Below are 26,794 nucleotides of genomic sequence, written 5' to 3' on the forward strand. Positions count from 1 at the left end.
GTGGCAGGCGACGCCGTCGCTCGGACTGGCACACAGTATAAACGGCCTGCGTTCAAAGGCGGAGCTATGCCCAAAATTAGCGTGGAGATCCCACAGGAGTTACTCGACGATCTGGACGCTCACGTCGGCGACGACGGGAAGTTCGTCAACCGAAGTGACGCGATTCGGGCCTCGGTCAGAAAGACTCTAGACGTCTTAGACGAGATCGATGCACGTCACGACAGGTTGGAAACCGACGACGAGTGAGCGCGGGCATAACATCGCGAGGCGGCCAGCGACTCAGTCCCGATCCAGACGCTGTGCGAACCCGAAGTTCGGCTTGACGTCCGTGACGCGGACCGCGACCGTCTCGCCCGTCTCGGTGCCGGGAACGAACAGCCGGTAGCCGTCGATGGAGGCGATACCGTCGCCCTCTCCGCCGACGTCGACGATCTCGACCTCAAGTTCGTCGCCCGGTCGGAGAGGTGCGGTGAGCCGGCCTTTTCCGATGAAGTAGACCTCCGAAGAGGTCTCGCGGGAGGCCTGCGGACTCGTCGCGCGGACGTACTGGAACTCGTCTTCGACGTCGGACCGGAAGTCATCGACGTCAGGACCCTCGAAGACCTTCACGACGAAGTCCCCACCTGTATCGAGGAGATCGAGAGCGGTCTCGAACGCCTGTCTGGCGAGGTACAGCGAACGGGCCTGATCCAGTGAGTACTCGCCGGACATGTTTGGCGCCATGTCCGAGACGACGACGTCGACGGGACCGCCCGCCGCATCGGTGACGCGCTCGCGGGTCCGGTCTTCGGTCATGTCGCCGCGGACGGTCTCGATGGTGTCGTGATCCTCGAAGTCGCGAATCCGCTGGAGGTCGACGCCGATCACCTGGCCGTTCGATCCAACCGCCTCGGCGGCGACCTCGAGCCAGCCGCCGGGGGCGGCCCCCAGGTCGACGACCGTATCGCCCGGCGAGAGAACGTCCTCGAGTTCGTCTAGCTGCTTCAGTTTGTAGGCGGCCCGACTCCGGTACCCCTCCTGTTTGGCCTTGTTGTAGTAGTGGTCTTTTCGTGCCATTGCGATGTCGCTCAGTTGGAACGTCATACTCGGCCGAGACGGATAGGTGTCGCGACTCGCGGGGGAGCGGTCGGTATTTGCCAGGTGACACCTGTGGTCGAAGGGCGCAACGGTAGAACTGAAGCGGACACTGCGCGAAAGGTCGTCAGTCAGAAGGTGGCTTCGAGGGAGAGTTAGAGTCCGTGTCAGCCGAATCAGCAGTTGGATCGGTAGGCGTGGCTACTCCGTGTTGTTCGATCCGGGTCGCCCGCGTCCAGACAAAGTCGTGTCTAAAGAGGACGTCGAACAGGCACTTGACGTTCAAGGCGTCGTGAAACTGCTTGTATCCGATAACGAGCAGGGGCGCATAGACCAACAATCGCCAGTCCTCACCCTCGAGTTGGATTCCGAGGGCGGCAATAAGCAAGACAATGCTCGTAAAGAAGACAAATACCGCGAGGACGACGAGGAGGTGGCCAGCGGCGACGAGCCAGGCGATGTAGGCGAGGACCACGAAGCTCGCCAGTGGCAAGAAGAACATCTCGACAAACCGGAACGGGATCGCAATCCGATTTAAGTAGCCGTAGGAGGGATCAGTGACAATCGACCAGTGTTTGATGATAGTGGCGTAGTTGCCTCGGTACCAGCGCAGCCGTTGGCGGTACAGATCGTGCCAGGTGGACGGCGCTTCGGTGTAGACGCGGGCATCACTGACGGAGACACGATGGCCGGCTCGAAGAACCTTCATCGTGACATCGAAGTCTTCGGTGAGCGTATCCGGATCGTACGCGAAGACCGTATCGAGCACCTCTCGGCGGTACGCCCCGAGGCAGCCGGGAACCACCATTACGATGCCGAAATAATCGAGCGCCCGTCGGTAGATGTTGACGCCGATCGTGTACTCGAGTTGCTGGCACCGGGTGACGAGTGAGTCGCGGTTCCAGATGGTGACGTTGCTGGCGACTGCACCGATCTCTTCGTCGACCCGGAACGGCGCCACGATTCGTTTCAGGGCGGACGTGGCGACGATGCTGTCGGCGTCGACCGTGACGATCACTTCACCGGTTGCGAACAACAGCCCGTAGTTCAGTGCGGAGTACTTGCCGCCGTTTCGCTTGCTGACGGCTGTGACTTGGTCGTGTGTCGCTTCGAACGCACTGGCCTCCGCGAGCGTCGTGTCGGTACTCCCGTCGTCGACGGCGATGATTTCGAGGGCCTTCTCGGGATAGTCGGCATCGAGTAGTGACTGGATCGTGCGGCCGACGTAGCCCTCCTCGTTGTAGGCGGGGATAAGGACGGTCACGTTCGGATACGGGGGTTCGGGATCGTACTTCGACCGGCCGAGTTGATCGTGGAAGAACGCGATAAACGCGATAAACCAGTAGTAGACGAAGATCAACACGACTGCGCCGAGGTGGACGACGGCGACCGGAGTAGGTGCGAGCCAACCCAGCCAGACGACGGTGAGGAGATAGGCACACAATCCGATAGCGAGCGCCCGGGCACCAAACAGTGACTGATACTGTGGGGCGTGCTCGATGACGTAGTAAGACCATGCGAGGTACGTCGTCAGCAGTCCGCCTAGCAGGGCAATCGCATACAGTGTTCCCGGGGCCATGACGTCGACCAGCAGACCGAACGGGACCAACGCCGATACGAAAAGCGCCAGCGGGCGCCACTTGATCGCACGTAGGTGTCCGTCAACGCGCCCAGCGGCTCCCCTGAGAAAGGCGGTGCCAGCCGCGAAGCGGCGCCGCGGGATCGAGAGCCAGGACGCAGCCATTATCGACTCACCCCGCGCTGGCTCGCAGCGAGTACGTCGCCGAGTCGACTCGTAACGTCGTCGTTCGCTCCAGTCCCGTCGGACTCCTCGAGGGCGTAGGCAGCGGGCTCGAGGACGCGCCAGCCGTCGTCGGTCTTTTCGACGACGCCGGTCTCGAGTCCGAGCGCGAACTGCTCGATGGTGAGGATACCGGCATCATCCTCACTCGTGACGTGCTGGATCACCGACTCGAGCAGTTCGAGTCGATCGTCCGTCGTGAAGTACTGGTAGTGGAACATAAAGACGTGGACGCCGTTCCGGTCGTGCGCCGCGTCGAAGGAGTCGGTGAGCGTTTCGAGGGGCTCGAAGGGAACGTAGGTCTCGCTTTCATTTTCGTTGTCAACCAACTCCTCGTAGGCCGTCCAATCCTCGAACGCCTGCGTTTCGGAAACGTGGTGGAGACCGCCCGCCTCGAAGTGGGAGCTCTCGTTGGGCTCGTAGTACTGGTCGGTAAACCACGAACCGCCGGAGACGGTCGTGTAGTTCGCCTCGTCGAGAACCTCCGTGGTCGTCTCGTCGTAGGTGTTCATCGGCGGAATGAACGTTGAGGAGGGAGCGGTGACGCAGTCGCCGAGCAACGCCTCGCCATCGGTGAGACGCTCACGTTGCTCCTGGTAGGGAAGATCACCGAACTCGCTGCCGTTGTAGAAGTCCGTTACGGGTTCGTGAGTGTAGCCGTGTAACGCCATCTCGAACTGGCCCGGGTAGTCCGCTTCGAGCGAGCGGAGGTACGAGCAAACGTCAGGATCATCCGTTATCGGCGCCTCTCCGTTCGTATTGGGGATAATCCCGAGCGTGACGGGGACATCCGCGTCGATGAAAATGTCGTTAACTTCACGGAGTTCGTCTTGGTTGTACCAGGCCTGTATATCGTCGTTTCTGAAGATCACGATCGAGTCGTACGTTTCCCACTCGGTGTCGGTCGTCACGGACTCAGTCGGATCGCCCCCGAGCATCGGAGAGACGGAGACCGCGCCGGTAATGCCGGCGACAAGCACCATCACGATCAGCGCTGTCGTAAAGAGTTGGCGCTGGAGTCGGGATTCGGGAACGAACCGCTCGGGGATCCACTGGAGGTGGTCTTCGGGCGTCGGCAGCGTCGGGAAAGTAACTGCCGGCAGCGGCCCCACCGCGTCGTCATCGAGTGGCGTCGACCAGCGGTGACCGCAGTCGGGACACCGCTTGATCGTCTGCACCGGCGTCAACCACTCGTCAGTAGTAGGACGATCGCACTTTACACACCCGTCGTCGAAGTGGTTGCGGGCAGCGACGAATCCGCAGTCGTGTTCGACGATGCGCTCGTCGACGGCGATTGCATCGCAGTGCGGACAGGAGGGTGAGAAGCGGTCGGCCATTAGTATCAGGACCGCTCCAGGGATCCAGTACTGTCGGCAAGGTAGAGGTAGCCCGACAGAGTTACTTCGAAGTTACTAGCCGGTTGAGAGGCATGCAAACGTCCTGTTTATCATCACAGAATCGGTACAGTAGACGTACAGACCGTCGCGACAACTTCGATCATGACTCAGTCACCGAACCCAGCACAGTCGACCGCTAAGTCGATCCTCGGCACCAAGTGGAAGCCGCAGTTGATCGTCGCCCTCTCCGCAAAGGGACGACTCGGGTTCGGCGACTGCAAGCGCGAACTCGAAGGAATCTCGAGCAAAGTGCTCTCGAACAACTTAGAAGCACTCTGTGAAGATGGCGTCGTCGCACGTGACATCGTTCAAGAGCGTCCGCGCCGCGTCGAGTACGAGCTCACGGCAGCCGGTCGAGAGCTGTACAGGATCCTCGAGTCGATGACCGAGTGGGACGCAACTTACGCTGCGGAGACGGGCGTACCGACAGTGTTGCTCGCCGAAGACGACGCCAGACTCCGAGAGCTCTACGCGCTGTGGCTCGCAGGCGAGTACGACGTCGTGACGACGGGCGATGGGCGGGAGGGGCTTCGGCTGCTCGACGAGGATGTCGACGCCGCGGTCCTCGACCGAACCATGCCGAGACTGACCGGTGACGAGATCGCCAGAGCCGTCTCGATGGTCGGGCAGCGGACACCGATCGCCGTCCTCACCTCGGCACAAGTCGATCCGACGGACGCCTCGCTTCCGGTAGACCGGCTCCTTCGAAAGCCGCTCTCGAAGACGGATCTGCTCGATGCGGTCGAGACGCTGCTCGGCCTACCAGGGGCGTCGCCGGTCGCTCGAGACGTCCAGACGCGACGCCACCGGCTCGCGTTTGTCGAGCGTCACCTGGGATCGACCGCTGCGGAGACAGAGCCGTACCAGGAGGCTGCTGCGGAGCTAGCGCGGATCGAATCCGAACGGGCGATCGAGAGCCGGCGGCGTCAGCCGTGGCGCCAGCGGGTCGACGGAAGGAGCGACGACGTGGCAGAAAAAGAATCCTGACGGGACGGGATTCTTTGCCTCCTCGCGTGGTGGGACCGACATGAGCAGCGATCGGGGAGGATACAGGATACTGCTCGTCGAAGACGACGAGCTCCAGGCGCGGCTGTACCGGACGATGCTCGATCAGGGTGGCGCCCAGGCGAACGCGCCGGCGGATGGGCGAGCCGTCGTCGAGACGGCCGGGACACTCGAGGAGGCACGCGAATCGATTGAGTCGGCGAAGAAAGACACGGGGTTCGACCTGATCCTGCTCGATCTGAACCTGCCGGACTCGAGAAAGTTGGCGACGCTCGACGCGATCCTCGAGGCGGTCGAGGAGGCGGCGGTCGTCGCCCTCACAGAGATCGACGACGACGAAATCGGCCGACGTACAGTCGAACGAGGCGCCCAGGACTACCTCGTGAAGGATCACGTCACCCCACGCCTGCTGCGACAGACAGTCACGTACGCCGTCGAGCGCCGGAGCCGAACTGTCCAAGCCGAGCGCCAGCGCCGCGAGCTAGCGATGTTACACTGGTTGACCCGCCACGAGATCAGAGACGACGCCGCGGTCGTCTTGGGGTGGGCCTCCGAACTCTCCCCGTCGGACCCAAACGAGGCGCGGACCGTCTCGCGGATCGTCGACGCCGGCGAACACATCGTCGAACTCACGGAGTCGGTCGGCGCGATAGTCCAAGCGATCGAGAAGCCGGCGGCGGCGCTGACGAGCGTCGATATGGAGGCCGTAGTCGCAGAGGAGAGCCGGCGTATCGAGAGGCGGTACGAGGATGTACGCGTCGCGTTCGATGCGTCCTCGGAAGAGACCGCCGTCCAGGCGGATCGGTTTCTCAACGTCGTCGTCCGAAACGTCCTGACGAACGTCGCGAGCGAAGACCGCGACGAGAACGATGTGGAGGTGACAGTTCGCCGCGTTGGCGCCGGGGAGGCGGTCGAACTCGAGGTTTCTGTGGGGCAGGTCAACTCGAACGCAACGAGCAGCGGTCTGTCGCGCCGAGGGGAGTCAGAAGTGGCGAAGCGCGACGTCGGGCTGTTTCTGGTACGGACGTTCGTCGAGCGATACGGCGGTCGACTCGAGATCGAGGATGGTTCCGGTTCGGAGGGAGGACGTACTGTCCGCGTTACGATTCTAGCGGCCGAGTGACAGGAAAGAGGGACAGTTAACAGAGTTGAGACAGAGCGCGGACGGTGGCCCTGAACCACCAAAGTCAGCAGAGCCGCTACGCGAACCCGGACAAACCGTCTCCACCCGCTCGTTCTGGAACCAGAGCGTGAGGACCTCGGTCAGGGCTGAGCCAGACAGGAGCGTGGTGATTCCGATCCCAACGTGAGAAAGCGCCAGAACGGGACATTCAACAGGCCGAACAGGAGCGCCAGCGAGACGCGGAGAAAACGGTTTCCGGAGGGCGAAAGCCCGTGCTACTGTACCGTGACGCTCTTCGCTAAGTTCCGCGGTTTGTCGATCGGTCGGTCGAGCGCGTCGGCGAGCCAGTAAGCGACCAACTGCAGCTGGACGTTCGCGACGATCGGCAACACTGCGGGATGGGTCTCGGGCACGGAGAGGACGTGCTCGACCTGGGTCTCGACTGCCGAGGGGTCGTCGGTGACCGCGATCACGGGAGCGCCCCGCGCCTGCACCTCGGTGACGTTCCCGACGGTCGCGGCGGTCTTCTCGCGTCCCGATACCACCGCAAAGACCGGTGTCCGGTCCGTGACGAGTGCGAGCGGGCCGTGCTTTAGCTCGCCAGCGGGAAACCCCTCGGCGTGCTCGTAGGTGATCTCCTTTAGCTTCAACGCCCCCTCGAGCGCGACGGGGGCGTTGTACCCCCGCCCGACGAAAAAGTAGGCGTCGGCGCCGAGCAGTTCCGTCGCGACCTCCCGGGCCCGCGAGTCGTCGAGCACCCGCTGGATGTGATCGGGCAGCCGCCGAAGCTCGCGGAGAAACTCGCGGTCCGAAGCCGTCGGGGCCGGCGCGGATTCGGCGAGAGTGGTCGCGAGCAGCGAGAGGGCGGCCTGCTGGGAGGCGAAGGACTTGGTGGCCGCGACGCTGATCTCGGGGCCGGCACGGATGTAGAGGGTGTGATCACACTCTCGGACGGCCGAGCTCGCGACGACGTTCGTCATCGCGAGCGTCGTGGCGCCGGCCCGATTTGCCCCCCGCAACGCCGCCATCGTGTCTGCCGTCTCACCGCTCTGGGTGACACCGACGACGAGCGTGTCCTCGGCTATCGGAATGTCCTCGGCGTCGTACTCGCTGGCGACGAACGTCTGGGCGGGGATGCCTCGGCGCTGGAGGAGCCGCTCCCCGTACAGCGCAGCGTGGTAGGATGTCCCACAGGCGACGAGCTGGATCGCTGACGGCGGCTCGAGGGCCGAGAGCTCATCGAGCGTAACGGTTCCCGAGAGCTCCTCGACGCGGCCGCGCAGGCAGTCACGGATGGCGCGGGGCTGCTCGTCGATTTCCTTTCGCATGTAGTGGTCGTAGCCGCTCTTGCCGGCGTCTTCGGGGTCCCAGTCGATCGTCTCCACTGACTTCTCACAGACGGCGCCGTCGGCGTCGGTGACCGTCACCGAGGAGGGTGTGACCGCAGCGAACTCCCCATCATCCAGGTAGATCACGCGGTCGGTGTACTCGAGAAAGGCCGGGACGTCGCTGGCAAGGTAGTTGCCGTCCGCCCCGAGGCCGACGACGAGCGGTGACTCGTGTCGGGCCGCGAAGATCGTCTCGCAGCCAGGGAAGACCACTGCAAGTGCGTAGCTTCCCTGGAGGCGGCTGATCGCGGTCCGAAACGCCGTCTCGTGGTCCGCGCCGGCGGCCCGCTCGCGTGCGATGAGGTAGGGGATCACCTCAGTGTCGGTGTCGCTCTCGAAGGTGTAGCCCTCCGCAGAGAGTTCCGCGCGAAGCTCCCGGTGGTTCTCGATGATGCCGTTGTGGACGACGGCAACGGACCCGTCTGCCGAGGCGTGCGGGTGGGCGTTTTCGTCCGTGGGCGGTCCGTGGGTGCTCCAGCGGGTATGCCCGATTCCGACCGTCCCCTCAACGCCGCCGGCTCCGCCGAGGCCATCGGCGTCGGAGACGGCGTCCTCGAGCGCGGAGAGCTCTCCGTCGCACTTTTCGATCGAGAGCGAGTCATCTACCATCGCGACGCCAGCGGAGTCGTAGCCGCGGTACTCGAGGTTCGAGAGGCCGTGTAACAAGACGTCGAGGACGTCTGCGTCCTCGCCGCCCGCGTAGCCGATGATCCCACACATCAGGAACGCACCTCGGCTTCGTCGTCGATCCGGCCGCGGACCGTCGCGCCGGACTCGATCGTCGCGGCCGCCCCGACGATCGCCCCGGGAACGTAGGTCACGCCACCATAGTCGGTAACGCGGTCGGCCAGCAACGCGCCGATCGGCTCGTCCTCGAAGAACTGGTCGCCGACGCGGACGTCGCCCGGCCCACCGGGGACGACCGTCCCGGGGCCGACGTCGACGCCGACGCCCGTCACGCACTGGACGATCGCAGCGGCAGCCCCAATCCTGGTGTCGGCGTCGATCACGCTGCGCTCGACGACGGCGTTCGAGCCGACGGTCACGTTCTCACCGAGGGACGCGTGAGGGCCGACGACGGCGCCGGCGCCGATCTCGCAGTCGCGATCGACGACGACAGGCGGACGGACAGTCGCAGTCTCGTGAACCGTCGCCGAATTGGCGATTTCGTCGCCGATGACTCTCTCGTAGAAGAGGGTATCAGAGACGTCGAGGAGGTCCCAGGGGTACATCGCGTCGATCCAGCAGCCCTCGGAGACGACGCCACGAACCGATTCGCCGGCGTCGATCAGCGCCGAGATAGCGTCGGTCAGCGAGCGCTCGCCCGCACCCGGGTCGATCCCGTAGACCGCATCAAGTATCCTGGGTTCGACGACGTAGACCCCGGCGTTGAGCCGGTAGGGCCGGTCGTCTTCCGGACAGTCGACGATCTCTGTGACCGCGTCGCCGTCGAGCAAGACGCCGCCGTACTCGCCGATCTCCTGGCGAGCGAGCAGCCCGAGCGTCGCGACGTCGCCGCGTTCGTGGGCGTCACAGACGTCCGCGACGATCCGGCTGTCGACGAACTGGTCGCCGTTGACGACGAGCGTCGGGCCATCGACGGTCTCGGCCGCGGCTGCCAGGGCGTGACCGGTGCCGAGCTGGCGCTCCTGATCGACGTATGTCAGCTCGCGGTCCCGATAGGTCGAGCCGAAGTGCGATCGGATGCGATCGCCACGGTAGCCGACGACGACCGCGAGTTCGTCGATGCCGGCAGCGATCAGCTGGTCGAAGACGTGGGCGAGGATGGGACGGGTTCCGGCCGGCAGCATCGGCTTGGGTCGGTTTCGCGTGAGCGGACGAAGCCTAACGCCCTCGCCGGCCGCGAGCACGATGGCAGTAGAGGCGCTCATACACCTGCCGCAGAGCGCCACTGTATTTCGTTTGGGCCATCTTACAACCGGGGCGTCGAATCGTTCAGGCCGAACGACCGATCGGATAACCGAATTACCAACTGGAAACCGTCTCCCACGACTGGAAACCGTCTCCCACGGACGCTTTCAGGCGCCGCGCTCGCGCGTAAAGGGTGGCTTTTTATGGCAACCGTCCGTACCCCGACGCATATGTTCAAGGCCATCGTGAGCGCGGAAACGCTCACCAGCGCGCTCGATTCGGTGAGCGTGCTGGTCGACGAGTGTAAGATCCACCTCGAGGAAGAGGGACTCGAGATCCGGGCCGTCGACCCCGCGAACGTCGGGATGGTCGATCTCTCGCTCGACGCGTCGGCCTTCGAGTCCTACGAGGCCGACGGCGGCCTGATCGGTGTCGACCTCTCGCGGCTCGAGGATATCGCGGGAATGGCCGACTCCGGCCAGTTGATCCAGTTCGAACTCGACGAGGAGACCCGAAAGCTCCACATCCAGATCGACGGCCTCGAGTATACGCTTGCGTTGATCGACCCGGACTCGATCCGCCAGGAGCCCGACATTCCGGATCTCGATCTTCCCGCCGAAGTTGTTCTTGAGGGGAAAGACGTCAACCGGTCGGTGAAAGCCGCCGACATGGTTTCCGATCACATCGCCCTCGGTGTCGACGAGAGCGGCGAGTTCTTCTACGTGAACGCAGAGGGAGACACCGACGACGTCCACTTGGAACTCACGCAGGAGGATCTGATCGACCTCCAGGTCGGACCGGCGCACTCGCTGTTCAGCCTCGACTATCTAAAGGACATGGACAAGGCGATCCCCGGCGACGCAGAGGTGACGGTGGCACTCGGCGAGGAGTTCCCGATTAAGCTGTTCTTTGGCTTTGCAGAGGGACAGGGGCAGGTCACGTATATGCTCGCGCCACGGATTCAGAGCGATTAATCGCCAGCACGCAGCGTCTCAGTGACGACGAGCCCAGTTCGACAACTGCGTTCAACAGCGCAAGTGGCTACAGTTTCGACACCGGCAACGCAGGAGCCGTTCGGCCGGCGACGACCGGGTGGTTACGCATCGAACGGTTTCAGTCCCGCGTTCGTGAACGTTCGACCCGAGAGATCGTCTGGTACCAGCCGGTAGAACCGCATCGAGAGCTCCTCGACCGACGCGTCGGGAAACACGTTTAACGTCGGAATGTCGGCGTTGTCGGCGATCGCCGCCGCGGCGCAAGAGTGTGCTGCCTCGGGAACACGTTCAAGCGAGCCGCTGACGATCACACTTTCGGCCGGCTCCTCGGTGTAAACGGTGAGCGTAGCGGTGTCCGTGGTTTCGGCGAACGCCAGCTTTCGGGAGTCGTCGACGACGACGAACTGAAAGTAGACGTTCTCGCCGTCGTAGCCGAACGATTCGGGGATTGCGTACGTGTCACCAGCGTCGCTGAGTGACAGCACGCCAGTCCCTTCGCGCGTGAGCAACTCGTCGATCATCGACCGGTCCATCACAGCAGCCATTTCGGGAGAGGGTTTGGACGGCAGAAACCTATCAGTTGAGAGAGTTCCAGCTTCGTGGGAAAATCCAATTAGATGTCTGAGACGTTACTCGAGTGCAGGATCGGCAGCGCTTTCCGGACGATCGGAAACAGCCTCGCGAAGCACGCTCGTCGTTTCGGCGGCCGACTCGATCGGGAACAGATGGCCACCGTCGACGTACTCGAGGCGGGCGTTCGGTATTGCGTCGGCGAGTATCTCGGCGTTCTCGGGTGGAATAACGCGATCGTCACGGCCGTGGAGCACGAGTGTCGGAGCACGGATACGGTCCAGGCGATCACCGGCATCGAATCCGGAGAGGGCAGCGAGCTGAGCCCACTGGGCGGCCGGGCCGGCGTCCTGCTCGAGACGCCACTCGACAATCTGTTCTAACAGGTGAGGGTTGCGATTGACGAAGCGCTCGGCGAACAGCGGGCGCGTCCGATCGCGCATCACGTCCCGATCGGTGGTGCCGGACGGAGAGTCAAACGCCTGCTTACGAACGTCTTCGGGCATTGGAACCGCCGTATCGCCGCCCGACGTCGTCCCGCAGAGGGTAAGCGTCTCCACCCGCGAGTGCTCGGCGGCGTAGACCTGAGCGATCACGCCGCCCAGTCCGAGCCCGACGAGGTGGACGCGCCGGAGCCGTGCGTCTTCGAGCACTGCCTCGAGATCGGCGACGAGTCCGGAAACGGAGTATCCAGCGACCGATCCGGGGAGTCGCCGTCGCAGCGGGTCGGGTACTCGACCCACAAGGGGCGGAAGGCCAAGCGCTGATCGGCCCGTCCCCCGCGTGTCGGGTACGATAACCCGCCGGTCCTCGGCGAGGGCGTCGCGCTGCCAGCGCCACGACCAGCGACCGAGACCGAGCCCCTGGAGCAAGACGACCGGCGCAGTGTCGGACGGGCCGTCGTCGCGCTCGTAGAACAGCGACGTTCCGTCCCTCGTGAGCTGTGGCATAGTCGATCCGACGCGGCGGACGCCCTTAATATGTGGCGCAGCCCGGTGTGGGCGACGAGAGGGAAGCGACCGACTCGCGAGCGTGTGCCCGGGATCGACGCCCAACCAGCGCGCTTAACCTCCCCGAGTAATATCCTCTTACCGATGCAGCGACTGCACGCCCGGTACCCGTTTCTCGCAGCGGCCCGCGAGGCCGTCGCCACGGAGGCGGTCGATCTGGCCACCGTCGTCGAGCAGGACGACGCGGTCGTCGAGCGCGCTCGAGAGCGCGTCGTCGGCGCGCTGAAGGCGGGTGACGTGGGCGATCCCCACCGCGACGCTCGCGTCGAGTTACTCTCCTATCCCGTCGCACGGGTACTGGTCTCGCTGGGTAATACGCCACTACTCGTCCGAAAGTACGCCAGCGCCGAGGCGGAGGCGGCGTTCGAACGGTTCACGAGCGAGCTAGCGGACACCACGGAGCTCAAAAGCGTCGAGACGGCGGGACTAGACCTCGAGACGCTCCTCGCGGAGTTCGATCTGGCGGAGTCAGTCCAAGCGGACGCGGCCGCGAGCGGGACCGAGCCGGCGTACCGGGTTGACGTGGGAACGTACCTCCGGCTCTCGGGCGATCTCTGGGGCGACGAGTGGCGGCTGGTGAACCGTCCCCTCGCCGACGGCGAGATCCGTCTCGACGAGCGCGAGTTGCTGACGCTGCTGCGGGAGGCGGTCCGCGAGCGCGTCGCCGACGGGTTGCCCTTCGACGTGCCAGAGCCGATCGCCGCAGCACTCGAGTCTGAAGCCGAGACGGTACAGGACGTACTCGCCGAACTCGATCTCACGCGGGAGATCGATACGGTGGTTCCAGACCTCTTTCCGCCGTGTATGAAGGCGCTGCTGGACCAGATCCAGAAGGGCGAACACCTCCCCCACCACTCTCGCTTTGCGATCACCGCCTTCCTGACGAGTATCGGGATGTCGACCGACGAGATCGTCGATCTCTACCGGGTGAACTCCTCGTTTGGCGAGGAGATGACCCGTTACCAGACCGACCACATCGCCGGCGAGACGTCGCCGACGGAGTACTCCCCGCCGTCGTGTGCCACGATGCAGTCTTACGGTGACTGCGTGAACAAAGACGACCTCTGCGAGCGGATTCCACACCCGATGGCCTACTACGAAGAGCGGATCGACGACGCCGACGAAGACGAGTTAGACGACTGGCGAGAGTCAGCCGACAAAGCAGCGTAGCGGCAACAAAGACGACCGCGAGACCTCCTACCGGCGCAGCAGTCCCGTGGAACTCCCTGCCGAACTCGCGTCAGCATCGGAGCCGTCTTCGGGCTCGTTCATCGTGAACGCGAGTGCGACGCCGACGCCGACCAGCAGCAAGATGAAGCCGACAATCGTCAAGACGAGAAGTTCGCCGCCTTCTGGGGAGAGGGTTCCGTTTTCGCCGCCGTAGGTGGATCCGATCGAAAGCATAGCCCCGATCATCACGAGGACGACGACGACGGAGACGACGATTTCGATGAGTCGCTCACGCTCGAGCATTACGCGGGAAATTCGTCGGGCCAGCCAAAAGCGTGTCGAAGGCCCGCTATCGATGGCGGCGATGCAAGCGCTGTCGGATGGCACTGATGCGAGATTCGACGCGACCAGGATCTGGCCGGCGCGGGAGTTATACCGCCTGAGACCCTCCTAGAGGTGTAGCGCCATCCGACCGATAGCAGCCCCGACGCACCCCTATGAACACGATCGCGTCACCGAAAGCGAGCCTGCCAGTACCGTCCCCAGAGATACCACAGCGAGCGCTCCGCGCACGCACGGAGCCCATGTCCGTGCTCGCGCTCGGCGACGGCCTCTACGAGGTCGAGTCCGCGAGTGAAACCACCTACCTCGTCGATCTCGAAGCCGGTCGCTGTAGCTGCCCGGATCACGTCTTTCGTCACACCCGGTGTAAGCACGTTCGGCGCGTCGCCATCGAGATCACCGACGGCCGAACGCCACCGCCCGGACTGATCGTCCGCGCCTGTGACGACTGCCGGGAGCGGGTGTTCGTCCCGGAACAGACACCCGAGCCCGTCTACTGCGACCGCCACCGGATCCGCCCCGGCGATGCGGTCCGAGACCGAGAAACCGGCGACCGCCTGGTCGCCGTCGACGTCTCGGACCGGCGGGCCGACGCCGTCTTCGTCGGCGACGGAGAGACGACCGTCGCCGACTACGCGACCAACGAGAGCTACGATCCCGACGTCCCGGTCGTCGGCGCGATCTACCCGCATGCGACCGTCGCAAAAAACGGCGTCGTCCCGGAGTCGCTCAGAGTCTACGTCTTCCCGCGGACGCGGCTACAACGGATCACCCGAGACCGGCGGTAATATCGTTTTGTGAAGGCGCCGAGAGCGGTTGCCGCGAGTTCACGACCACCAGCAGTGGCGTGGACGACCGCCGATAGAGGGATAACTGCCTTCGAGAGAGAGAGCTACCTTCGATGGGAGCTCCGGCTTTTTGGGGTACGATCGCATACGCCAGTGCATGCTCCGCGAACTGCTGATCGCCTTCGGCGTCATCGAGATCCTGGTTCCACAACCTATCGTCGACGCCTGCGAGCGAATCGGACTCGAGAATCCGGACGCGGCGGAGCTGCGCTCGAAGGCGCTCGTGCTTGCCCGGCTTGAGGGGGCACTCGTCGTCTTGGCGCTGGTCCGCGGGCGAGAGGGGTCGCCAATCGCCCGGGGGCTCCTGACCGGCGCCGGGCTGGCGGCGCTGCTCGTTCCGCGGCCGTTGATCCGATTCAGCCAGCACTTCGCCTACGAGAACCCGACCGATCTCCAGTTGAAACCGTGGGTCGTCCCCGCGACGCGGCTGCTAGGAGCCTGTTATCTGCTCGTGGCGGCGCTTTCCACCCGGTCGACGCCGGCGACGGACGAGGCGGTGTAAATCACACGGGAGAGCGAGTGGGGTGAACGCGGCCGCAAGAAGTATCGGCGGTCGGAGCGCTACCGACCCGCAATTGCGTTCTTCGCACGCTCGCCGAGGCTGGGTTCTGGCTCGGGTTCGGTGCGAAGGCGCTGTTTGGCCATCGTCCGGATACCCCCAGAGTCACCCGACTGGCCGCCGGTGTCGACCACCCAGTTCGGAAGCTGGCCTTCGATCTCGCGGCGCTTCTCGTCGCGCAGCGTCCCATACTTCCGGAGCGCGAGCCCGATCCCGATGAACAGGCCGGCGTCGAGCAGCTCGCGTTTGAACCGCGTCGAGTCGTTTCGGAGGGCGATCGCCTTGAGTAGCGAGACGGCGCCGATCCCGAGGTAGAGCATCGAACGCCGCCGCGGATCGCCCGAGAGCAGCTGTCGGTAATCCATAGGCGCCGCGACGTACCACGGTCTCGATGATAAACGTGTGGCCGGGAGTCACCGGGACCGATCGCGGTAGCCGCGAAAACGCCGGTCGTCGATGGGCTCGATGTGAAAGGAAAGCGCCTCGTAGAACGGTCGCACGTCGGCGTCGAACCGCGCCGTCAGCGTCGGCTCGCGTTCGGCTGCGTGCTCGACGAGTGCGCGGCCGATTCCACGGTCGCGGTGGCGGCGACGGACGCCGATCGCGGCGATGTGTGCGCTTTCTGCACCTGGTTCGAGGACGAGCGTTCCGAGAATGCGCTCGCGAGTCGACTCGCCGTGATCCGAGCTATTAGCCGAGTCTGCAGCGCGGGAAACGCGGTCGGTCGCCACCAGGACGTCACCCGCCTCGATCCGTCCCTCGACGTTGCCGGGTTCGAGCATCGCGGCGTCTAAGATGCGCCTGACGTCGATGGCGTCGGCTGGCCTGGCAGTGCGAACGCGAACGGACACCGGTTATCCCCCCTTGATGAGCCGCAACACCGTCACGCGGTCGGTGTCGACGGGCTGGTCTTCGGGAACGGGACGGCCGTCGACGAGGACGGAGACCTCGTGGGGGCTGAGATCGATCGCGGCCAGCAGATCGGCGTAGGTCGGCGCCTCGCCAGACGCTGTGAGGTCGGCGCGGGCCAGTTCGTGTGTCTCCTCACCTTTGACGTCGACGGTGACTGGCATACCAGTCGTATACTCCGCGCGAACTTGAACGTGCGGTGATCGAGCGGTGAGGCGCATTCGCGGGGGAGCAGACGAACGGCCTGGATTCAATCGACGGTCGGCTCTCCCACCGTCGACGTGCCGGCGGATCGACGCCGCCCGGCGAGCGCGAGCGCCAGCGCCCCCAGCCCGAGCAGGAAGACGGCCAGGTTCACCAACCCGCCGAAGATCGGAATGAGCCCGACCAGCGCGAAGCCGACCAGCCCGACGACGAGCGCGAGCCAGCGGTTGTCAGCACCCAGCCGAGACAGCAGCCACGCTGCGACCGCAAATCGGCCGTAGACGATCCCGACCCAGACGACGAGAGCGAACGCGAGCGCGCCGATGAGCGCAATCGGGATGCCGAGAATCGTGATGGCGATCAGCGCCAGAAGGATCGGAACGCCGACGAGGAGCCCGAGGCCGACGAGGCCGGATTTGAGGGGTGAGCCCGCGACTCGATCGGCGACCGACGTCGAGAACCGGGGGAAGAGTACGAGTAATGCGGCGCCAAGCAGCAGGTTCAGGAGGAGTGCATAGATGGCAAACACCACCGAGAAGAGCGGATCGAGCACGGGAGCGACGTCGGTGCCGATCGTCGAGTCCTGGATCGTCTCGCCCGCGACGACGCCGGTGTCACCCTCCAGCGACCCGTCGTACCTGAGGTCGCCCTCGATCGCCGCGGTCTCGCCGAGCTGGATCGTCTCGGCGCCGATTGTGGCGTCGCCACCGATCGTCCCGTCGACGACGACGGTTCCGGCGCCGACGCTGAACTCGCCGCCGACCGCGCCGTCCTCGCCGAGGACGACGTTCCCGGCGGCACCCTCGACGTCGCCCGCGACTGTGCCGGAAATCTCGATATTACCAGCCAGTGCCGAGAGGTCGCCTTGGACCTCACCGTCGACGTAGACGTTGCCCGCAACCGCGCTGACGTCACCCGTGACAGTGCCCTCGACGTAGACGTTTCCCGCGAACGCGTCGATGCTGTCGACGGTCTCGCCCTCCTCGACGACGACCGTGCCGCCGACGCCGTCGCTTCCGTCGACGGACTGGGCGAGGACTGTCGCCGGCAATGTGGCGATGAGGAGCACGACAAACACCAAGACGGCAATTCGGCCGGTGTGAGAGGCCAGCGCTGACATAAGAACGGTACCACCGCAACCACAATAAATCACATACCGCAATACCAAATAGAGTGTGGCGCGTCACGCGATGCCAACGACCGAAGCCGACGTTCGATACCAAATAGAGTGTGGCGCGTCATTCAGACGTGTGCTCTTCCGATCTCGTTCGCCACCGGTAGTCGACTACCGCGTCGAACGTCGGCTTCGGTCGTTTTATCTTCGACCCCACCCTTGGCGCGGACATGAGCGAGGCCGACGCCGAGACGGAGGCGACGCCGGGGCGGACCGAGGTCTGGATCGAAAAGTACCGACCCGAGCGCCTCGACGAGATCAAGGGCCACGAGAACATCGTCCCGCGCCTGCAGCGGTACGTCGAGCGCAACGACCTGCCGAATTTGCTCTTTGCGGGGCCGGCCGGGACGGGGAAGACGACGGCTTCGATCGCTATCGCCCGCGAGGTCTACGGCGAGGACTGGCGGGAGAACTTCCTCGAACTCAACGCCTCCGACCAGCGCGGGATCGACGTCGTCCGCGACCGGATCAAGAACTTCGCGCGCTCGTCGTTCGGCGGCTACGATTACCGCATCATCTTCTTAGACGAGGCTGACGCGTTGACGTCGGACGCCCAGTCTGCTCTGCGTCGGACGATGGAGCAGTTCTCCCACAACACCCGCTTTATCCTCTCGTGTAACTACTCGAGTCAGATCATCGATCCGATCCAGTCGCGGTGTGCGGTCTTTCGGTTCACCGAACTGTCCGAGGAGGCGATTGCCAGCCAGGTTCGGGAGGTCGCCGAGACGGAGGGAATCGCATTGACCGAGGACGGCGTCGACGCGCTCGTCTACGCCGCCGCGGGCGACATGCGCAAGGCGATCAACGGGCTGCAAGCCGCCGCGGTGATGGACGACGCGGTCGACGAGGAGGCCGTCTTCGCGATCACCGCCACCGCCAGACCCGAGGAGGTCGAGGCGATGGTCGAACGCGCGATCGGCGGCGATTTCAGCGCGGCCCGTTCGACGCTCGACGACCTGCTGACCGATCGCGGACTGGCGGGCGGGGACGTCATCGACCAACTGCACCGGTCGGCCTGGGAGTTCGACCTCGAGGAACGAGAGACGGTCCGACTCTTAGAGCAACTCGGCGAGGTCGACTACCGGATCACCGAGGGCGCCAACGAGCGCCTACAGCTCGAGGCGCTGCTGGCGAGTCTGGCGCTCGACAGCCAGTAAGAGCGGGGCAGAGGTTCGAGAACTCGGTTTTTCGACTCAGGTTCGAACACCGCGGACGAACGCGGTCGAGACGCGGTAGATGACGAGAAGCCAGCAGAGCCCGACGAGCGCCGCCAGCGCGTAGGGGAGCGGGCCCGACGCGCGAAATAACACCGAGAGGACGCCCCAGGTGATCGCGGCGACGAGACCGAGAGAGACGATCGTCAGGCAGAGCGTGCGGACCAACGCGATTCGCGGAGAGCCGCGGCCGAGTGCCTCGAAGCCGGCGGTCTGCACCGCCGCCACCTCGACAGCCAGCTGGAGTCCAAGGAAAATCGACGCGGCCCAGAGAACGACGACGGCTGCCGGCGAGTCGGCGTACGCCTCGAGTCCGACCGCGTCGAGCCCGGCGTCGAACGCGGAGAGGAGGACGAAGATGGCGGGAACCCCGACTACGAGAACGGACGCCAGAAAGAGGGACGCGGCGCGAAGTGTCGAACGGAACTCAGGCATCGATCACACCCTCCTCGCTGCGTTCGGCGGTGCCGAGGCGCGCCCAAGCGTACCAGTAGACACCGAGCAGGCCGGCAGTGACGAGCCAGAGCGCGCCGAAGGGGGCGTACCACTCCGCCATGTAGCTCGGAACCGCGAGCACGAATCGGGCCGCGGCGACGGCGGAGACGATCGAGATGACGGTGACGAACAGCAGCGTGTCGAGGTCGGGCACCGCGCGCCGCCACGGGAGCAGAGCCCCCGTCCGGCGGACTCCGGTCGCGTAGACCGCGACGACGCTCGCGGCGGCGCCGACGGTGAGGGCGACAACCGCGTCGAGCCCGAGGATGTAGCGTCCGGCAGCCAACTCGGCGAGGACGACCGGAACGAGCGCCAGGGCAAACGCCGTCACGGGGCCGCCGTTCCAGCCGGCGTAAACGAGCGGCGCGACGGTGATCGTCAGCGTCGCGAGGAGGATGAGAACGGTACTGACCGTGTCGAACCGAGGCGTAAGCGTGTCGAGCGTCGCACCGTCGACGGTCACGGTCGTTCCCAGGTAGCTGACAGCGAACAGCGCGACGAGAACCGCGACGTAACCGAGAGTGAGGAGCGTGCGGCGGCGCTCGAGGCCGATCCAGGGATGGTCGAGGACGGGGACGGCGTCCGAGCCAGCGGCCGTCTCGGTGCGCCCGTCGGTACTCACGGGTCGACCTCCGTCGACGGTTCGCCCGCGGGCGGGGCTGCAGCCTCGGGTTCGGTGATGACGGTCGCGAACCCGTCGTGGTCCGGATCGCTCGGGTTGTCGAGGTCGATCGCCACCGGCGTAACGTCCCAGCCGGCGCGCTCGTAGAGTCCCTCCATGGCGCGCCGACCGCGCTCGTAGGAGGCGATCCCGTGTTTCGGCCGAGCGCCGGTATCCTCGTGGGCCTGCATCGAGACGACGCCCTCGAAGTACCAGCAGCGAACGTGGAGACGCCCGCTGGTTCCGTAGTACGTCTCAGCGGCGGTCGCCTGCTGGCGGACGTAGCGCTCGCGCTCGCGGTCCCAGGCGTAGCGAGTGTACTCTTCGGGCTCGGCGACCCAGCCCGCGTCGGCGAGGACGGCCATCGTCCGTTCCAGCCCGCCCGTCTCCTCGGCGGGAACGAAGACGACGTTGACCGGCGCCGTGGCGACGTAGCCGTCGCCGACGCCCTCGGCAGCGCGGTACTGATATCGCGCGATCGGCGACGCATCTTCGTCGTCGACAGTGATCTCGGCCCACTCGGCCGCGAGCGACGAGAGGGGCGCCGGATCGACGTGGGCGTCGACCGGCGACGCGTCTGGCGGCGAGGGGAGGGCGGCGAGACCGACGCCAGCGCCGAGCGCCGCGACGCCGAGCTTGCGGAGGATCGGGCGGCGTCCGGACGACGTCACGGCGCGAACACCGGACCCGGCTGCGGTCGGTTGGGGCCCGCTGTAGAGGGTGGCGAGCTGTCAGCAGGGCGATTCGACAGCATCGCGTGAACGAACGGAGCGGGAGAAGGTCAATCTTTCGTCAAGAGTCAGCCCGGACGACGCCAGCAATCGGAGCCGGAGACGGAGAAGGTCCAGAGGAAACAGCGGGGTGAGCGAGGCTCCATCGGCCGGTTTTCCGCCTTCCGGGTGGCGTTGCGGAACTGTTTTAGGCCCTGCAGAGCCACACACACGTAAGAATGAGCGAACTGGAGGAAGAGTACCGCCTCGCGTACTTCGAGGAGGAAGGCTTCGAGCGGACATCGTGCTCGGAGTGTGGCGCGCACTTCTGGACGCGCGACCACGATCGGGAAACCTGCGGGGAGCCGCCGTGTGCCGAGTACGATTTCATCGACAACCCAGGGTTCGAGGGGGAGTACGCGCTGGAGGAAATGCGAGAGGCGTTCCTCTCGTTCTTCGAGGAACAGGGGCACGAGCGCATCGATCCGTATCCAGTCGCGGCCAACCGCTGGCGAGACGACGTCTTACTGACGCAGGCGTCGATCTACGACTTCCAGCCGCTGGTCACGTCGGGCGAGACGCCGCCGCCGGCGAACCCGTTGACTATCTCCCAGCCCTGTATCCGGATGCAGGACATCGACAACGTCGGCAAGACGGGCCGGCACACGATGGCCTTCGAGATGATGGCCCACCACGCCTTCAACGTCCGCGAGGACGCCACAGAGGAGTACGCCTACGATGGGGAGGTCTACTGGAAGGACCGCACGGTCGAGCTCTGTGACGGGCTGTTCGACTCGCTCGGCGTCGATCTGGAGGAAGTGATCTACATCGAGGATCCGTGGGTCGGCGGCGGCAACGCCGGGCCCGCGATCGAGGTCATCTACCGCGGCGTCGAGCTCGCGACGCTCGTGTTCATGTCCCTAGAGCAGGATCCAGACGGCGAGTACGAGATGAAAGACGGGAACCGCTACAGCCCGATGGACACCTACGTCGTCGACACCGGCTACGGGCTCGAACGGTGGACGTGGGTCTCCCAGGGCACGCCGACCGTCTACGAGGCAGTCTACCCCGACATGATCGCGTTCTTAAAGGAGAACGCGGGAGTCGAACACACGGACGCAGAGGAAGAGCTGGTCCATCGGGCCGCGAAACACGCCGGCCACATGGACATCGACGAGGCCGAGGACATGGAGACTGCCCGCGGCGAGATCGCCGCCGAACTCGGCGTCGAAGCCGCCGAACTCGAGGCGCTGATGGAGCCCCTCGAGTCGATCTACGCGATCGCCGACCACTGCCGGACGCTGGCGTACATGCTCGGCGACGGCATCGTCCCCTCGAACGTCGGGACGGGCTACTTGGCGCGGATGGTCCTGCGCCGAACGAAACGGCTCTGTGACACCGTCGGCGTCGACGCCCCGTTAGACGAGCTCGTGGATATGCAGGCCGAGCGCCTCGAATACGAGAATCGGGATACGATCCGCGACATCGTCCGCACCGAGGTCGAGAAGTACCGCGAGACGTTAGAGCGGGGTGGTCGCCGCGTCGAGTCGCTGGCCGAGGAGTACGCCGAGCGAGACGAGCCGATTCCGACGGCAGAGCTGATCGAGCTCTACGACTCCCACGGCATCCAGCCCGACATGGTCGCCGAGATCGCCGCGGAGTCGGGCGCCGACGTAGACGTCCCCGACGACTTCTACAGTCTGGTTGCCGAGCGCCACGACGCGGCCTCGGCGGTCGAACAGGAAGAACAGGCGGTCGACGAGCGCTTTGCCGACCTCCCCGATACGGAGAAACTCTACTACGACGACCAGGCACGCACGCAGTTCGAGGCGGTGGTCTTAGACGTCGCCGAGCGCGAGGATGGCTACGACGTCGTCTTGGACCAGACGATGTTCTACCCGGAAGGCGGGGGCCAACCCGCCGATACCGGAACGCTCTCGACCGGCGAGACGACCGTCGACGTCGTCGACGTCCAGATCGAAGACGGCGTCATCCGACACCGAACCGACGCGGATCCGGGCAAAGGCGAGTTCGTCAACGGGCAGATCGACTCGGCTCGGCGGCGCCAGCTGATGCGCCAGCACACGGCGACGCACCTCGTCGTCCACGCGGCCCGGCAGGTGCTCGGCGAGCACATCCGCCAGGCCGGCGCTCAGAAGGGCGTCGACTCCTCGCGGATCGACGTACGCCACTACGAGCGCATCGAGCGGGCTGACGTCCGCGAGATCGAGCGCGTCGCAAACGAGATCGTCATGAAGAACGTCTCGGTCACGCAGGAGTGGCCCCACCGCCACGAGGCCGAGGCCGAGCACGGCTTCGACCTCTACCAGGGCGGCATCCCGCCGGGAACGAACATCCGGCTGATCCACGTCGCCGAGGACGTTCAGGCCTGCGGGGGGACCCACGTCGCCCGCACCGGCGAGATCGGGACGATCAAGATCCGCTCGACCGAGCGCATCCAGGACGGCGTCGAGCGGCTCACGTTCTCGGCCGGCGAGGCCGCCATCGAGGCGACCCAGGAGACCGAAGACGCCCTCTACGAGGCCGCCGACGTATTGGACGTCTCCCCCGAAGAGGTTCCCGACACCGCCGAACGCTTCTTCGAGGAGTGGAAGGCCCGCGGGAAGCAGATCGAGGAGTTGAAAGAACAGCTTGCCGCAGCCCGCGCCGGCGGGGGAGGCGGCGGCGAGGAGGTCGAGGTCGGCGAGACGACCGCGGTCGTCCAGCGTCTCGACTCCGACATGGACGATCTGCGCGCAACCGCCAACGCGCTCGTCGAGGAGGGCCAGATCGCCGTCCTCGGCTCCGGAGCCGACGGCGCACAGTTCGTCGTCGCGGTCCCCGACGGCACCGGTGTCAACGCTGGCGAGGTCGTCGGCGAACTGGCCGGCCGAGTCGGCGGCGGCGGGGGCGGCCCGCCTGACTTCGCCCAGGGCGGCGGTCCCGACGAAGGGGCGCTCGACGAGGCGCTCGAGGACGCGCCGGACGTGTTGCGCCAGGTTCTCGACGCCTGAGCAGGCCACGAGTGGCTCGAGAACGGGCTCGTGGAATCACGAGGTTTCTCTGTCAGGAGCCCGTCGGCTTGCGTATGCCCACAACTTCGAACGGCGACGTCTCGCTTTTTTATCGACGTGAGGGCGACGGCGAGCCCGTCGTCTTCGTCTCGGAAGCCGGCCTCGGGGGCTGGCTGTGGGGCTGGCAACACGCCGCGCTGGCCGGCCCCTTCGAGACGATCGTCTGGGACCTGCGGGGAACCGGCCGCTCGGACGCCCCGCCGGGTCCCTACGAGATCGAGACGCTCGTCGAGGATCTAGAGGCAGTCCTTGCCGCTTGTAAGGTTCGATCTGCTCACGTCGTCGGCTGCGGTCTGGGGGGTGCGGTGGCGCTCGCGGCCGCCAACCGATCGAGTCGAGTGCGAACGTTGACGCTGTTTGGAACCGCAGCCGAGGGTGAGGCGTTCGGGCTCGAGGCACTTTGCGCGTCGCCCGCGGACCGCGAAGAACTCCGGTTGTCGCTCGAGCACGCACTCTCCGCTGAGTTTCGCGCGGGCCAGCCCGACGTCGTCGACGGCATCGTCGACTGGCGGGCCGACGGCGACGCCGACCGCGAGGGGTGGGACGCCCAGCTCGCAGCGCTCGCGGATTTCGATGCGACCGACTGGCTCGTCGAGGTGACCCAGCCGACGCTCGTCGTCCACGGGATGGCCGACGAGCTCGTTCCCTCCGCGGTGGGTCAAGAGCTGGCGCGCGGGCTGCCCCGCGGAACGTTCGAGGGAATCGACGGGGCCGGGCACCTCGCGTTCGTCGAGCGTTCGCGTGCGGTGAACGACCGACTCGCGACGTTTCTGGACGAGCACACCGAGGACGAGTAACAGTATCCGTCGGACTCTCGGTGGCGTCGATGGCCGCGGTCCGCGACTGCGGCAACGTCCAGTCAGGGCACAAGGCCTTTTCCGCCGGAGCCCTCACACGTCTCCAATGAGTCAACTGCGGATCGCCGTCCTGGACGCCACCCGGGACGATGAAAACACGGTGCGAAACTTTCGGCGCGAGCTCGACGCCTCGCTTTCGGAGTTCGATGTCGTGGAAGGGGAACTACCGGATGGGTTCGACTACGACGGGGTCGTGGTCACCGGTTCGCGATCGTCGGTCTACTGGGACGAGCCGTGGATCGGGCCCGTCAAGAAGTGGGTCGGCGACGCGATCGATCACGGCGTGCCGTGTCTCGGAATCTGTTGGGGCCACCAGCTGCTCGCGGACGTGCTCGGCGGCACCGTCTCCGATATGGGCGTCTACGAGGTTGGGTACAGCCGAATCGAACACGACGGGCGTTCGCGGCTGTTCGAAGGAGTCGGGAGCGAGTTTACGGCCTTTACGAGCCACAGCGACGAGGTCGCGGAGCTGCCACCGGGAGCGACCAGTCTCGCCGCAAACGAGTACTCGAACCACGGCTTCCGAAAGGACCGCGTCTTTGGCGTCCAGTTCCACCCCGAGTACGACCCGAAGACCGCCCGAGAGCTCGTCCGGGGCAAAGATCTCGCCGAAGACCGCCGGGAGGCCGTCCTTGCTGAGATTACTGAGGAGAACTACCGCCAGGCGGGGGAGGCAACGCTCGTCTTCGAGAACTTCCTCGCGTTCGCCCGTGAGGTTCGGGGCGAGGAGGGAGCGACCGGCGAGACAGGAGATGCGCCAGCAGCAGGGGGCTGACCACCAGCCAACGGGTTCGACCTGAGAATCAGGGGCCTCAGAACCTAAAACCAGCCATCCGCAGGGCCTGAACACCGGCCAAACGCAGCCATCTTCTTTCTGTGTGAGCAGGTCGTAGCCCTCCGGAGTGTCCTCGAGCCCGAACCCGTGGGTCGCGAGTTACCGATCCTGCCCGTAACCGCGCTCTTCGGTCACCGTCCGGTCGCCCTGGGGCGGTGCGTCCTCGCCGTCCGCCTCCGCGTCGGTCGTCAGCGGGCGGTACGCGCCGAGATGAATCGCGGCGTCGGTGATCTCGTCGATGTCGGTTCCCTCGATCGGGGCGGTGTCCTCGCGACCGATCTCCCATCGGAGGGCAGCTTTGATCGAACCGACCAACCCCGGCTCTGGCTGGACGTAGGCCCTCTCGCCGTCGACTGCCGCGACCATCCCGAACAGCTTCCCGTTCTCGCTTTCGACCGACTTGCCGACGTCGTCCGCGGAGAAGGTCGGGCTCATGTCGATCGGGACTACCACCGGCTGGCCAAAGCGATTCGTGCCTGCATAGTACGGCACCCTGCCGGGAGTCCGGAGCGCGCCGCCGGCTGCTCGCAGTCAATCCGGGTCGCGGGCGGAATCAGGCGGCCGGTATCGCCAGACCGGTTCGTCGCCAGATCGATCGACGGAAACGCTGGGAACCGTGGAGAGCATCTCGTCGAGTCGGGCGACCCACTCGTCCATGTCGTCGGAAATCCCAGAACTGTCGAGAAGATCTGCTTCCGTCAGCCGCCCGCCGGCAACCAGCGCGGCGAACGCCGCACGGGCGGCCGTCAGCTCGTCTGCCGAGAGATCGACGGACGCGAAGGCGTGTCGCGCGCTGCCGGCGACGTGAGCGGTCGACGGCGGGTCCGGCACGTCACGTCCGTCTGCATCCTCTGGCCGGTCGATCGTGGCGGGTCCCTCGTACCGCCAGCGTTCGCCGACCCAGTCGTCGGGCGAGACGCCGACGCGGGGCAGCGCCGCGAGGCGATCGCGGATGCCGTCGTCCCACCATCGGTCGGCGGACCCGTAGCCCGCCGGAACCTCGGTGTAGATCGCGTCGATCACCTCGGCGCTCGTCGCCTCTCCCCAGTAGCGCAGAAAGGAGAACGCGCCCCGGATCGCGGCGGCCTCGTCGGGGCGAAGCGAGAGTTTCTCGATCGCCCGCTCGACGTCGTCCGGGATGTCGATCCGGTCGTCGCGCGCGCCGATCGGGGTAGCCGCGAGCACGCGCTCCCCGTTCTCGGTTATCTCGTAGGCCTGCCCGCCAGAATCGTCGACAGCCCGGATCAGCGCGTTGTCGGCGAGTTGGGCGAGGCGCTCGTCGATAGCGTCGCGGGAAGCGTTAGCCGTGGACGCGACCTCGTCGACAGTGACTCGGCCCGCTGCGATCACCTCGAGGATCGTCCGACCCAACTCGTCTAGCGTGTTCGAGGACATACCGCCGATACGACGCGATGGCACTTAATTCGCCGACGGTGACCACGGCGACATCGATCGCGACAGTCGTCGAGAGTTCCGTCCTCAGACGGGACCAGTACTGCCAGCGGGT

The 26,794-nt window shown here is 65.5% G+C and carries 28 protein-coding genes; 11 read left to right on the forward strand and 17 right to left on the reverse strand.

Translation table 11 applies throughout. The features are described from left to right. The first annotated feature begins 66 nt into the window (after positions 1–66). Positions 67–246, forward strand: coding sequence for a type II toxin-antitoxin system ParD family antitoxin (locus OB905_08340; GenBank protein ID MCU4925992.1), 180 nt, complete (start codon positions 67–69; stop codon positions 244–246). A 33-nt stretch (positions 247–279) separates the two neighbouring features. Here OB905_08340 and OB905_08345 read toward each other — a convergent pair whose 3' ends face one another. The 3 genes from OB905_08345 to OB905_08355 form a co-directional block, all read right to left on the reverse strand. Beyond that, a complete protein-coding gene (locus OB905_08345) occupies positions 280–1,056 on the reverse strand; it encodes a 23S rRNA (uridine(2552)-2'-O)-methyltransferase (protein MCU4925993.1) in 777 nt (258 codons plus the stop codon). 145 nt (positions 1,057–1,201) lie between these two features. Then, positions 1,202–2,818: a glycosyltransferase gene (locus tag OB905_08350; GenBank protein MCU4925994.1), complete on the reverse strand. Its 1,617-nt coding sequence runs from the start codon at positions 2,816–2,818 to the stop codon at positions 1,202–1,204. Beyond that, positions 2,818–4,212: a DUF2334 domain-containing protein gene (locus OB905_08355; GenBank protein MCU4925995.1), complete on the reverse strand. Its 1,395-nt coding sequence runs from the start codon at positions 4,210–4,212 to the stop codon at positions 2,818–2,820. The genes OB905_08350 and OB905_08355 overlap by 1 nt, the downstream gene beginning before the upstream one ends. Before the next feature lie 162 nt (positions 4,213–4,374). Here OB905_08355 and OB905_08360 point away from each other — a divergent pair, with 162 nt between their 5' ends. Both OB905_08360 and OB905_08365 read left to right on the forward strand, forming a co-directional pair. Next, entirely contained in the window at positions 4,375–5,259 is an 885-nt protein-coding gene (locus tag OB905_08360; protein ID MCU4925996.1) for a winged helix-turn-helix transcriptional regulator, read from the forward strand. A gap of 40 nt (positions 5,260–5,299) precedes the next feature. Continuing rightward, complete coding sequence (locus tag OB905_08365) at positions 5,300–6,400, forward strand: response regulator (protein MCU4925997.1); 1,101 nt, start codon at positions 5,300–5,302, stop codon at positions 6,398–6,400. A gap of 275 nt (positions 6,401–6,675) precedes the next feature. Here OB905_08365 and glmS read toward each other — a convergent pair whose 3' ends face one another. Both glmS and OB905_08375 read right to left on the reverse strand, forming a co-directional pair. Beyond that, the gene (glmS, locus tag OB905_08370) at positions 6,676–8,508 is read right to left on the reverse strand and encodes a glutamine--fructose-6-phosphate transaminase (isomerizing) (GenBank protein MCU4925998.1); all 1,833 of its coding nucleotides are present in this window, start codon (positions 8,506–8,508) and stop codon (positions 6,676–6,678) included. Beyond that, on the reverse strand, positions 8,508–9,680 hold the full coding sequence (locus OB905_08375) for a sugar phosphate nucleotidyltransferase (GenBank protein ID MCU4925999.1): 1,173 nt from the start codon (positions 9,678–9,680) through the stop codon (positions 8,508–8,510). Before OB905_08375 ends, glmS begins: the two co-directional genes overlap by 1 nt. Before the next feature lie 210 nt (positions 9,681–9,890). Here OB905_08375 and OB905_08380 point away from each other — a divergent pair, with 210 nt between their 5' ends. After that, positions 9,891–10,634, forward strand: a complete 744-nt coding sequence (locus OB905_08380; GenBank protein MCU4926000.1) for a DNA polymerase sliding clamp — start codon at positions 9,891–9,893, stop codon at positions 10,632–10,634. 122 nt (positions 10,635–10,756) lie between these two features. On the opposite strand, the gene OB905_08385 is transcribed toward OB905_08380, so the two are convergent. Both OB905_08385 and OB905_08390 read right to left on the reverse strand, forming a co-directional pair. Continuing rightward, positions 10,757–11,200 (reverse strand): pyridoxamine 5'-phosphate oxidase family protein, encoded by a 444-nt coding sequence (locus tag OB905_08385; GenBank protein ID MCU4926001.1) that lies wholly within the window; start codon positions 11,198–11,200, stop codon positions 10,757–10,759. A gap of 84 nt (positions 11,201–11,284) precedes the next feature. After that, entirely contained in the window at positions 11,285–12,175 is an 891-nt protein-coding gene (locus OB905_08390) for an alpha/beta hydrolase (protein MCU4926002.1), read from the reverse strand. A gap of 144 nt (positions 12,176–12,319) precedes the next feature. Between OB905_08390 and priL the strand changes: the two genes are divergently transcribed. Beyond that, positions 12,320–13,405 carry a DNA primase regulatory subunit PriL gene (gene priL / locus OB905_08395; protein MCU4926003.1) on the forward strand — a complete coding sequence of 362 codons (1,086 nt, stop codon included), beginning with the start codon at positions 12,320–12,322 and terminating at the stop codon, positions 13,403–13,405. Between the two features lie 27 nt (positions 13,406–13,432). Here the strand turns inward: priL and OB905_08400 are convergent, their stop codons facing one another. Next, positions 13,433–13,708: a hypothetical protein gene (locus tag OB905_08400; protein ID MCU4926004.1), complete on the reverse strand. Its 276-nt coding sequence runs from the start codon at positions 13,706–13,708 to the stop codon at positions 13,433–13,435. A gap of 194 nt (positions 13,709–13,902) precedes the next feature. On the opposite strand from OB905_08400, the gene OB905_08405 reads away from it, so the two are divergent. Together OB905_08405 and OB905_08410 are read left to right on the forward strand one after the other, a co-directional pair. Further along, the gene (locus OB905_08405) at positions 13,903–14,535 is read left to right on the forward strand and encodes an SWIM zinc finger family protein (GenBank protein ID MCU4926005.1); all 633 of its coding nucleotides are present in this window, start codon (positions 13,903–13,905) and stop codon (positions 14,533–14,535) included. Between the two features lie 157 nt (positions 14,536–14,692). Further along, entirely contained in the window at positions 14,693–15,097 is a 405-nt protein-coding gene (locus OB905_08410; GenBank protein ID MCU4926006.1) for a hypothetical protein, read from the forward strand. Between the two features lie 59 nt (positions 15,098–15,156). Here OB905_08410 and OB905_08415 read toward each other — a convergent pair whose 3' ends face one another. The 4 genes from OB905_08415 to OB905_08430 all read right to left on the reverse strand — a co-directional run bounded on the left by OB905_08415 (position 15,157) and on the right by OB905_08430 (position 17,387). Then, positions 15,157–15,519: a hypothetical protein gene (locus tag OB905_08415; GenBank protein MCU4926007.1), complete on the reverse strand. Its 363-nt coding sequence runs from the start codon at positions 15,517–15,519 to the stop codon at positions 15,157–15,159. A gap of 48 nt (positions 15,520–15,567) precedes the next feature. After that, entirely contained in the window at positions 15,568–16,005 is a 438-nt protein-coding gene (locus OB905_08420; protein MCU4926008.1) for a GNAT family N-acetyltransferase, read from the reverse strand. 3 nt (positions 16,006–16,008) lie between these two features. After that, on the reverse strand, positions 16,009–16,227 hold the full coding sequence (locus tag OB905_08425) for a MoaD/ThiS family protein (protein MCU4926009.1): 219 nt from the start codon (positions 16,225–16,227) through the stop codon (positions 16,009–16,011). Between the two features lie 86 nt (positions 16,228–16,313). Next, positions 16,314–17,387 carry a polymer-forming cytoskeletal protein gene (locus tag OB905_08430; protein MCU4926010.1) on the reverse strand — a complete coding sequence of 358 codons (1,074 nt, stop codon included), beginning with the start codon at positions 17,385–17,387 and terminating at the stop codon, positions 16,314–16,316. Between the two features lie 224 nt (positions 17,388–17,611). On the opposite strand from OB905_08430, the gene OB905_08435 reads away from it, so the two are divergent. After that, positions 17,612–18,598, forward strand: coding sequence for a replication factor C small subunit (locus OB905_08435; protein ID MCU4926011.1), 987 nt, complete (start codon positions 17,612–17,614; stop codon positions 18,596–18,598). Between the two features lie 36 nt (positions 18,599–18,634). Here OB905_08435 and OB905_08440 read toward each other — a convergent pair whose 3' ends face one another. Genes OB905_08440 through OB905_08450 form a run of 3 tightly spaced genes read right to left on the reverse strand, consistent with a single transcriptional unit; the run spans position 18,635 to position 20,482 of the window. Then, positions 18,635–19,090 carry a hypothetical protein gene (locus OB905_08440; protein ID MCU4926012.1) on the reverse strand — a complete coding sequence of 152 codons (456 nt, stop codon included), beginning with the start codon at positions 19,088–19,090 and terminating at the stop codon, positions 18,635–18,637. After that, a complete protein-coding gene (locus OB905_08445; GenBank protein ID MCU4926013.1) occupies positions 19,083–19,772 on the reverse strand; it encodes a hypothetical protein in 690 nt (229 codons plus the stop codon). Before OB905_08445 ends, OB905_08440 begins: the two co-directional genes overlap by 8 nt. After that, entirely contained in the window at positions 19,769–20,482 is a 714-nt protein-coding gene (locus tag OB905_08450; protein ID MCU4926014.1) for a hypothetical protein, read from the reverse strand. The genes OB905_08445 and OB905_08450 overlap by 4 nt, the downstream gene beginning before the upstream one ends. Positions 20,483–20,760: 278 nt before the next feature. Between OB905_08450 and alaS the strand changes: the two genes are divergently transcribed. The 3 genes from alaS to OB905_08465 all read left to right on the forward strand — a co-directional run bounded on the left by alaS (position 20,761) and on the right by OB905_08465 (position 25,227). Next, positions 20,761–23,535, forward strand: a complete 2,775-nt coding sequence (alaS, locus tag OB905_08455) for an alanine--tRNA ligase (GenBank protein MCU4926015.1) — start codon at positions 20,761–20,763, stop codon at positions 23,533–23,535. Between the two features lie 74 nt (positions 23,536–23,609). Next, a complete protein-coding gene (locus tag OB905_08460; GenBank protein MCU4926016.1) occupies positions 23,610–24,392 on the forward strand; it encodes an alpha/beta hydrolase in 783 nt (260 codons plus the stop codon). A 106-nt stretch (positions 24,393–24,498) separates the two neighbouring features. Further along, positions 24,499–25,227, forward strand: coding sequence for a type 1 glutamine amidotransferase (locus OB905_08465; protein MCU4926017.1), 729 nt, complete (start codon positions 24,499–24,501; stop codon positions 25,225–25,227). 159 nt (positions 25,228–25,386) lie between these two features. Here OB905_08465 and OB905_08470 read toward each other — a convergent pair whose 3' ends face one another. Beyond that, the gene (locus tag OB905_08470) at positions 25,387–25,722 is read right to left on the reverse strand and encodes a hypothetical protein (protein MCU4926018.1); all 336 of its coding nucleotides are present in this window, start codon (positions 25,720–25,722) and stop codon (positions 25,387–25,389) included. Positions 25,723–25,818: 96 nt separating this feature from the next. Next, a complete protein-coding gene (locus OB905_08475) occupies positions 25,819–26,682 on the reverse strand; it encodes a hypothetical protein (protein ID MCU4926019.1) in 864 nt (287 codons plus the stop codon). Positions 26,683–26,794: the final 112 nt, after the last annotated feature.

Source organism: Halobacteria archaeon AArc-dxtr1 (genome assembly GCA_025517425.1).
Classification (GTDB): domain Archaea; phylum Halobacteriota; class Halobacteria; order Halobacteriales; family Natrialbaceae; genus Halostagnicola.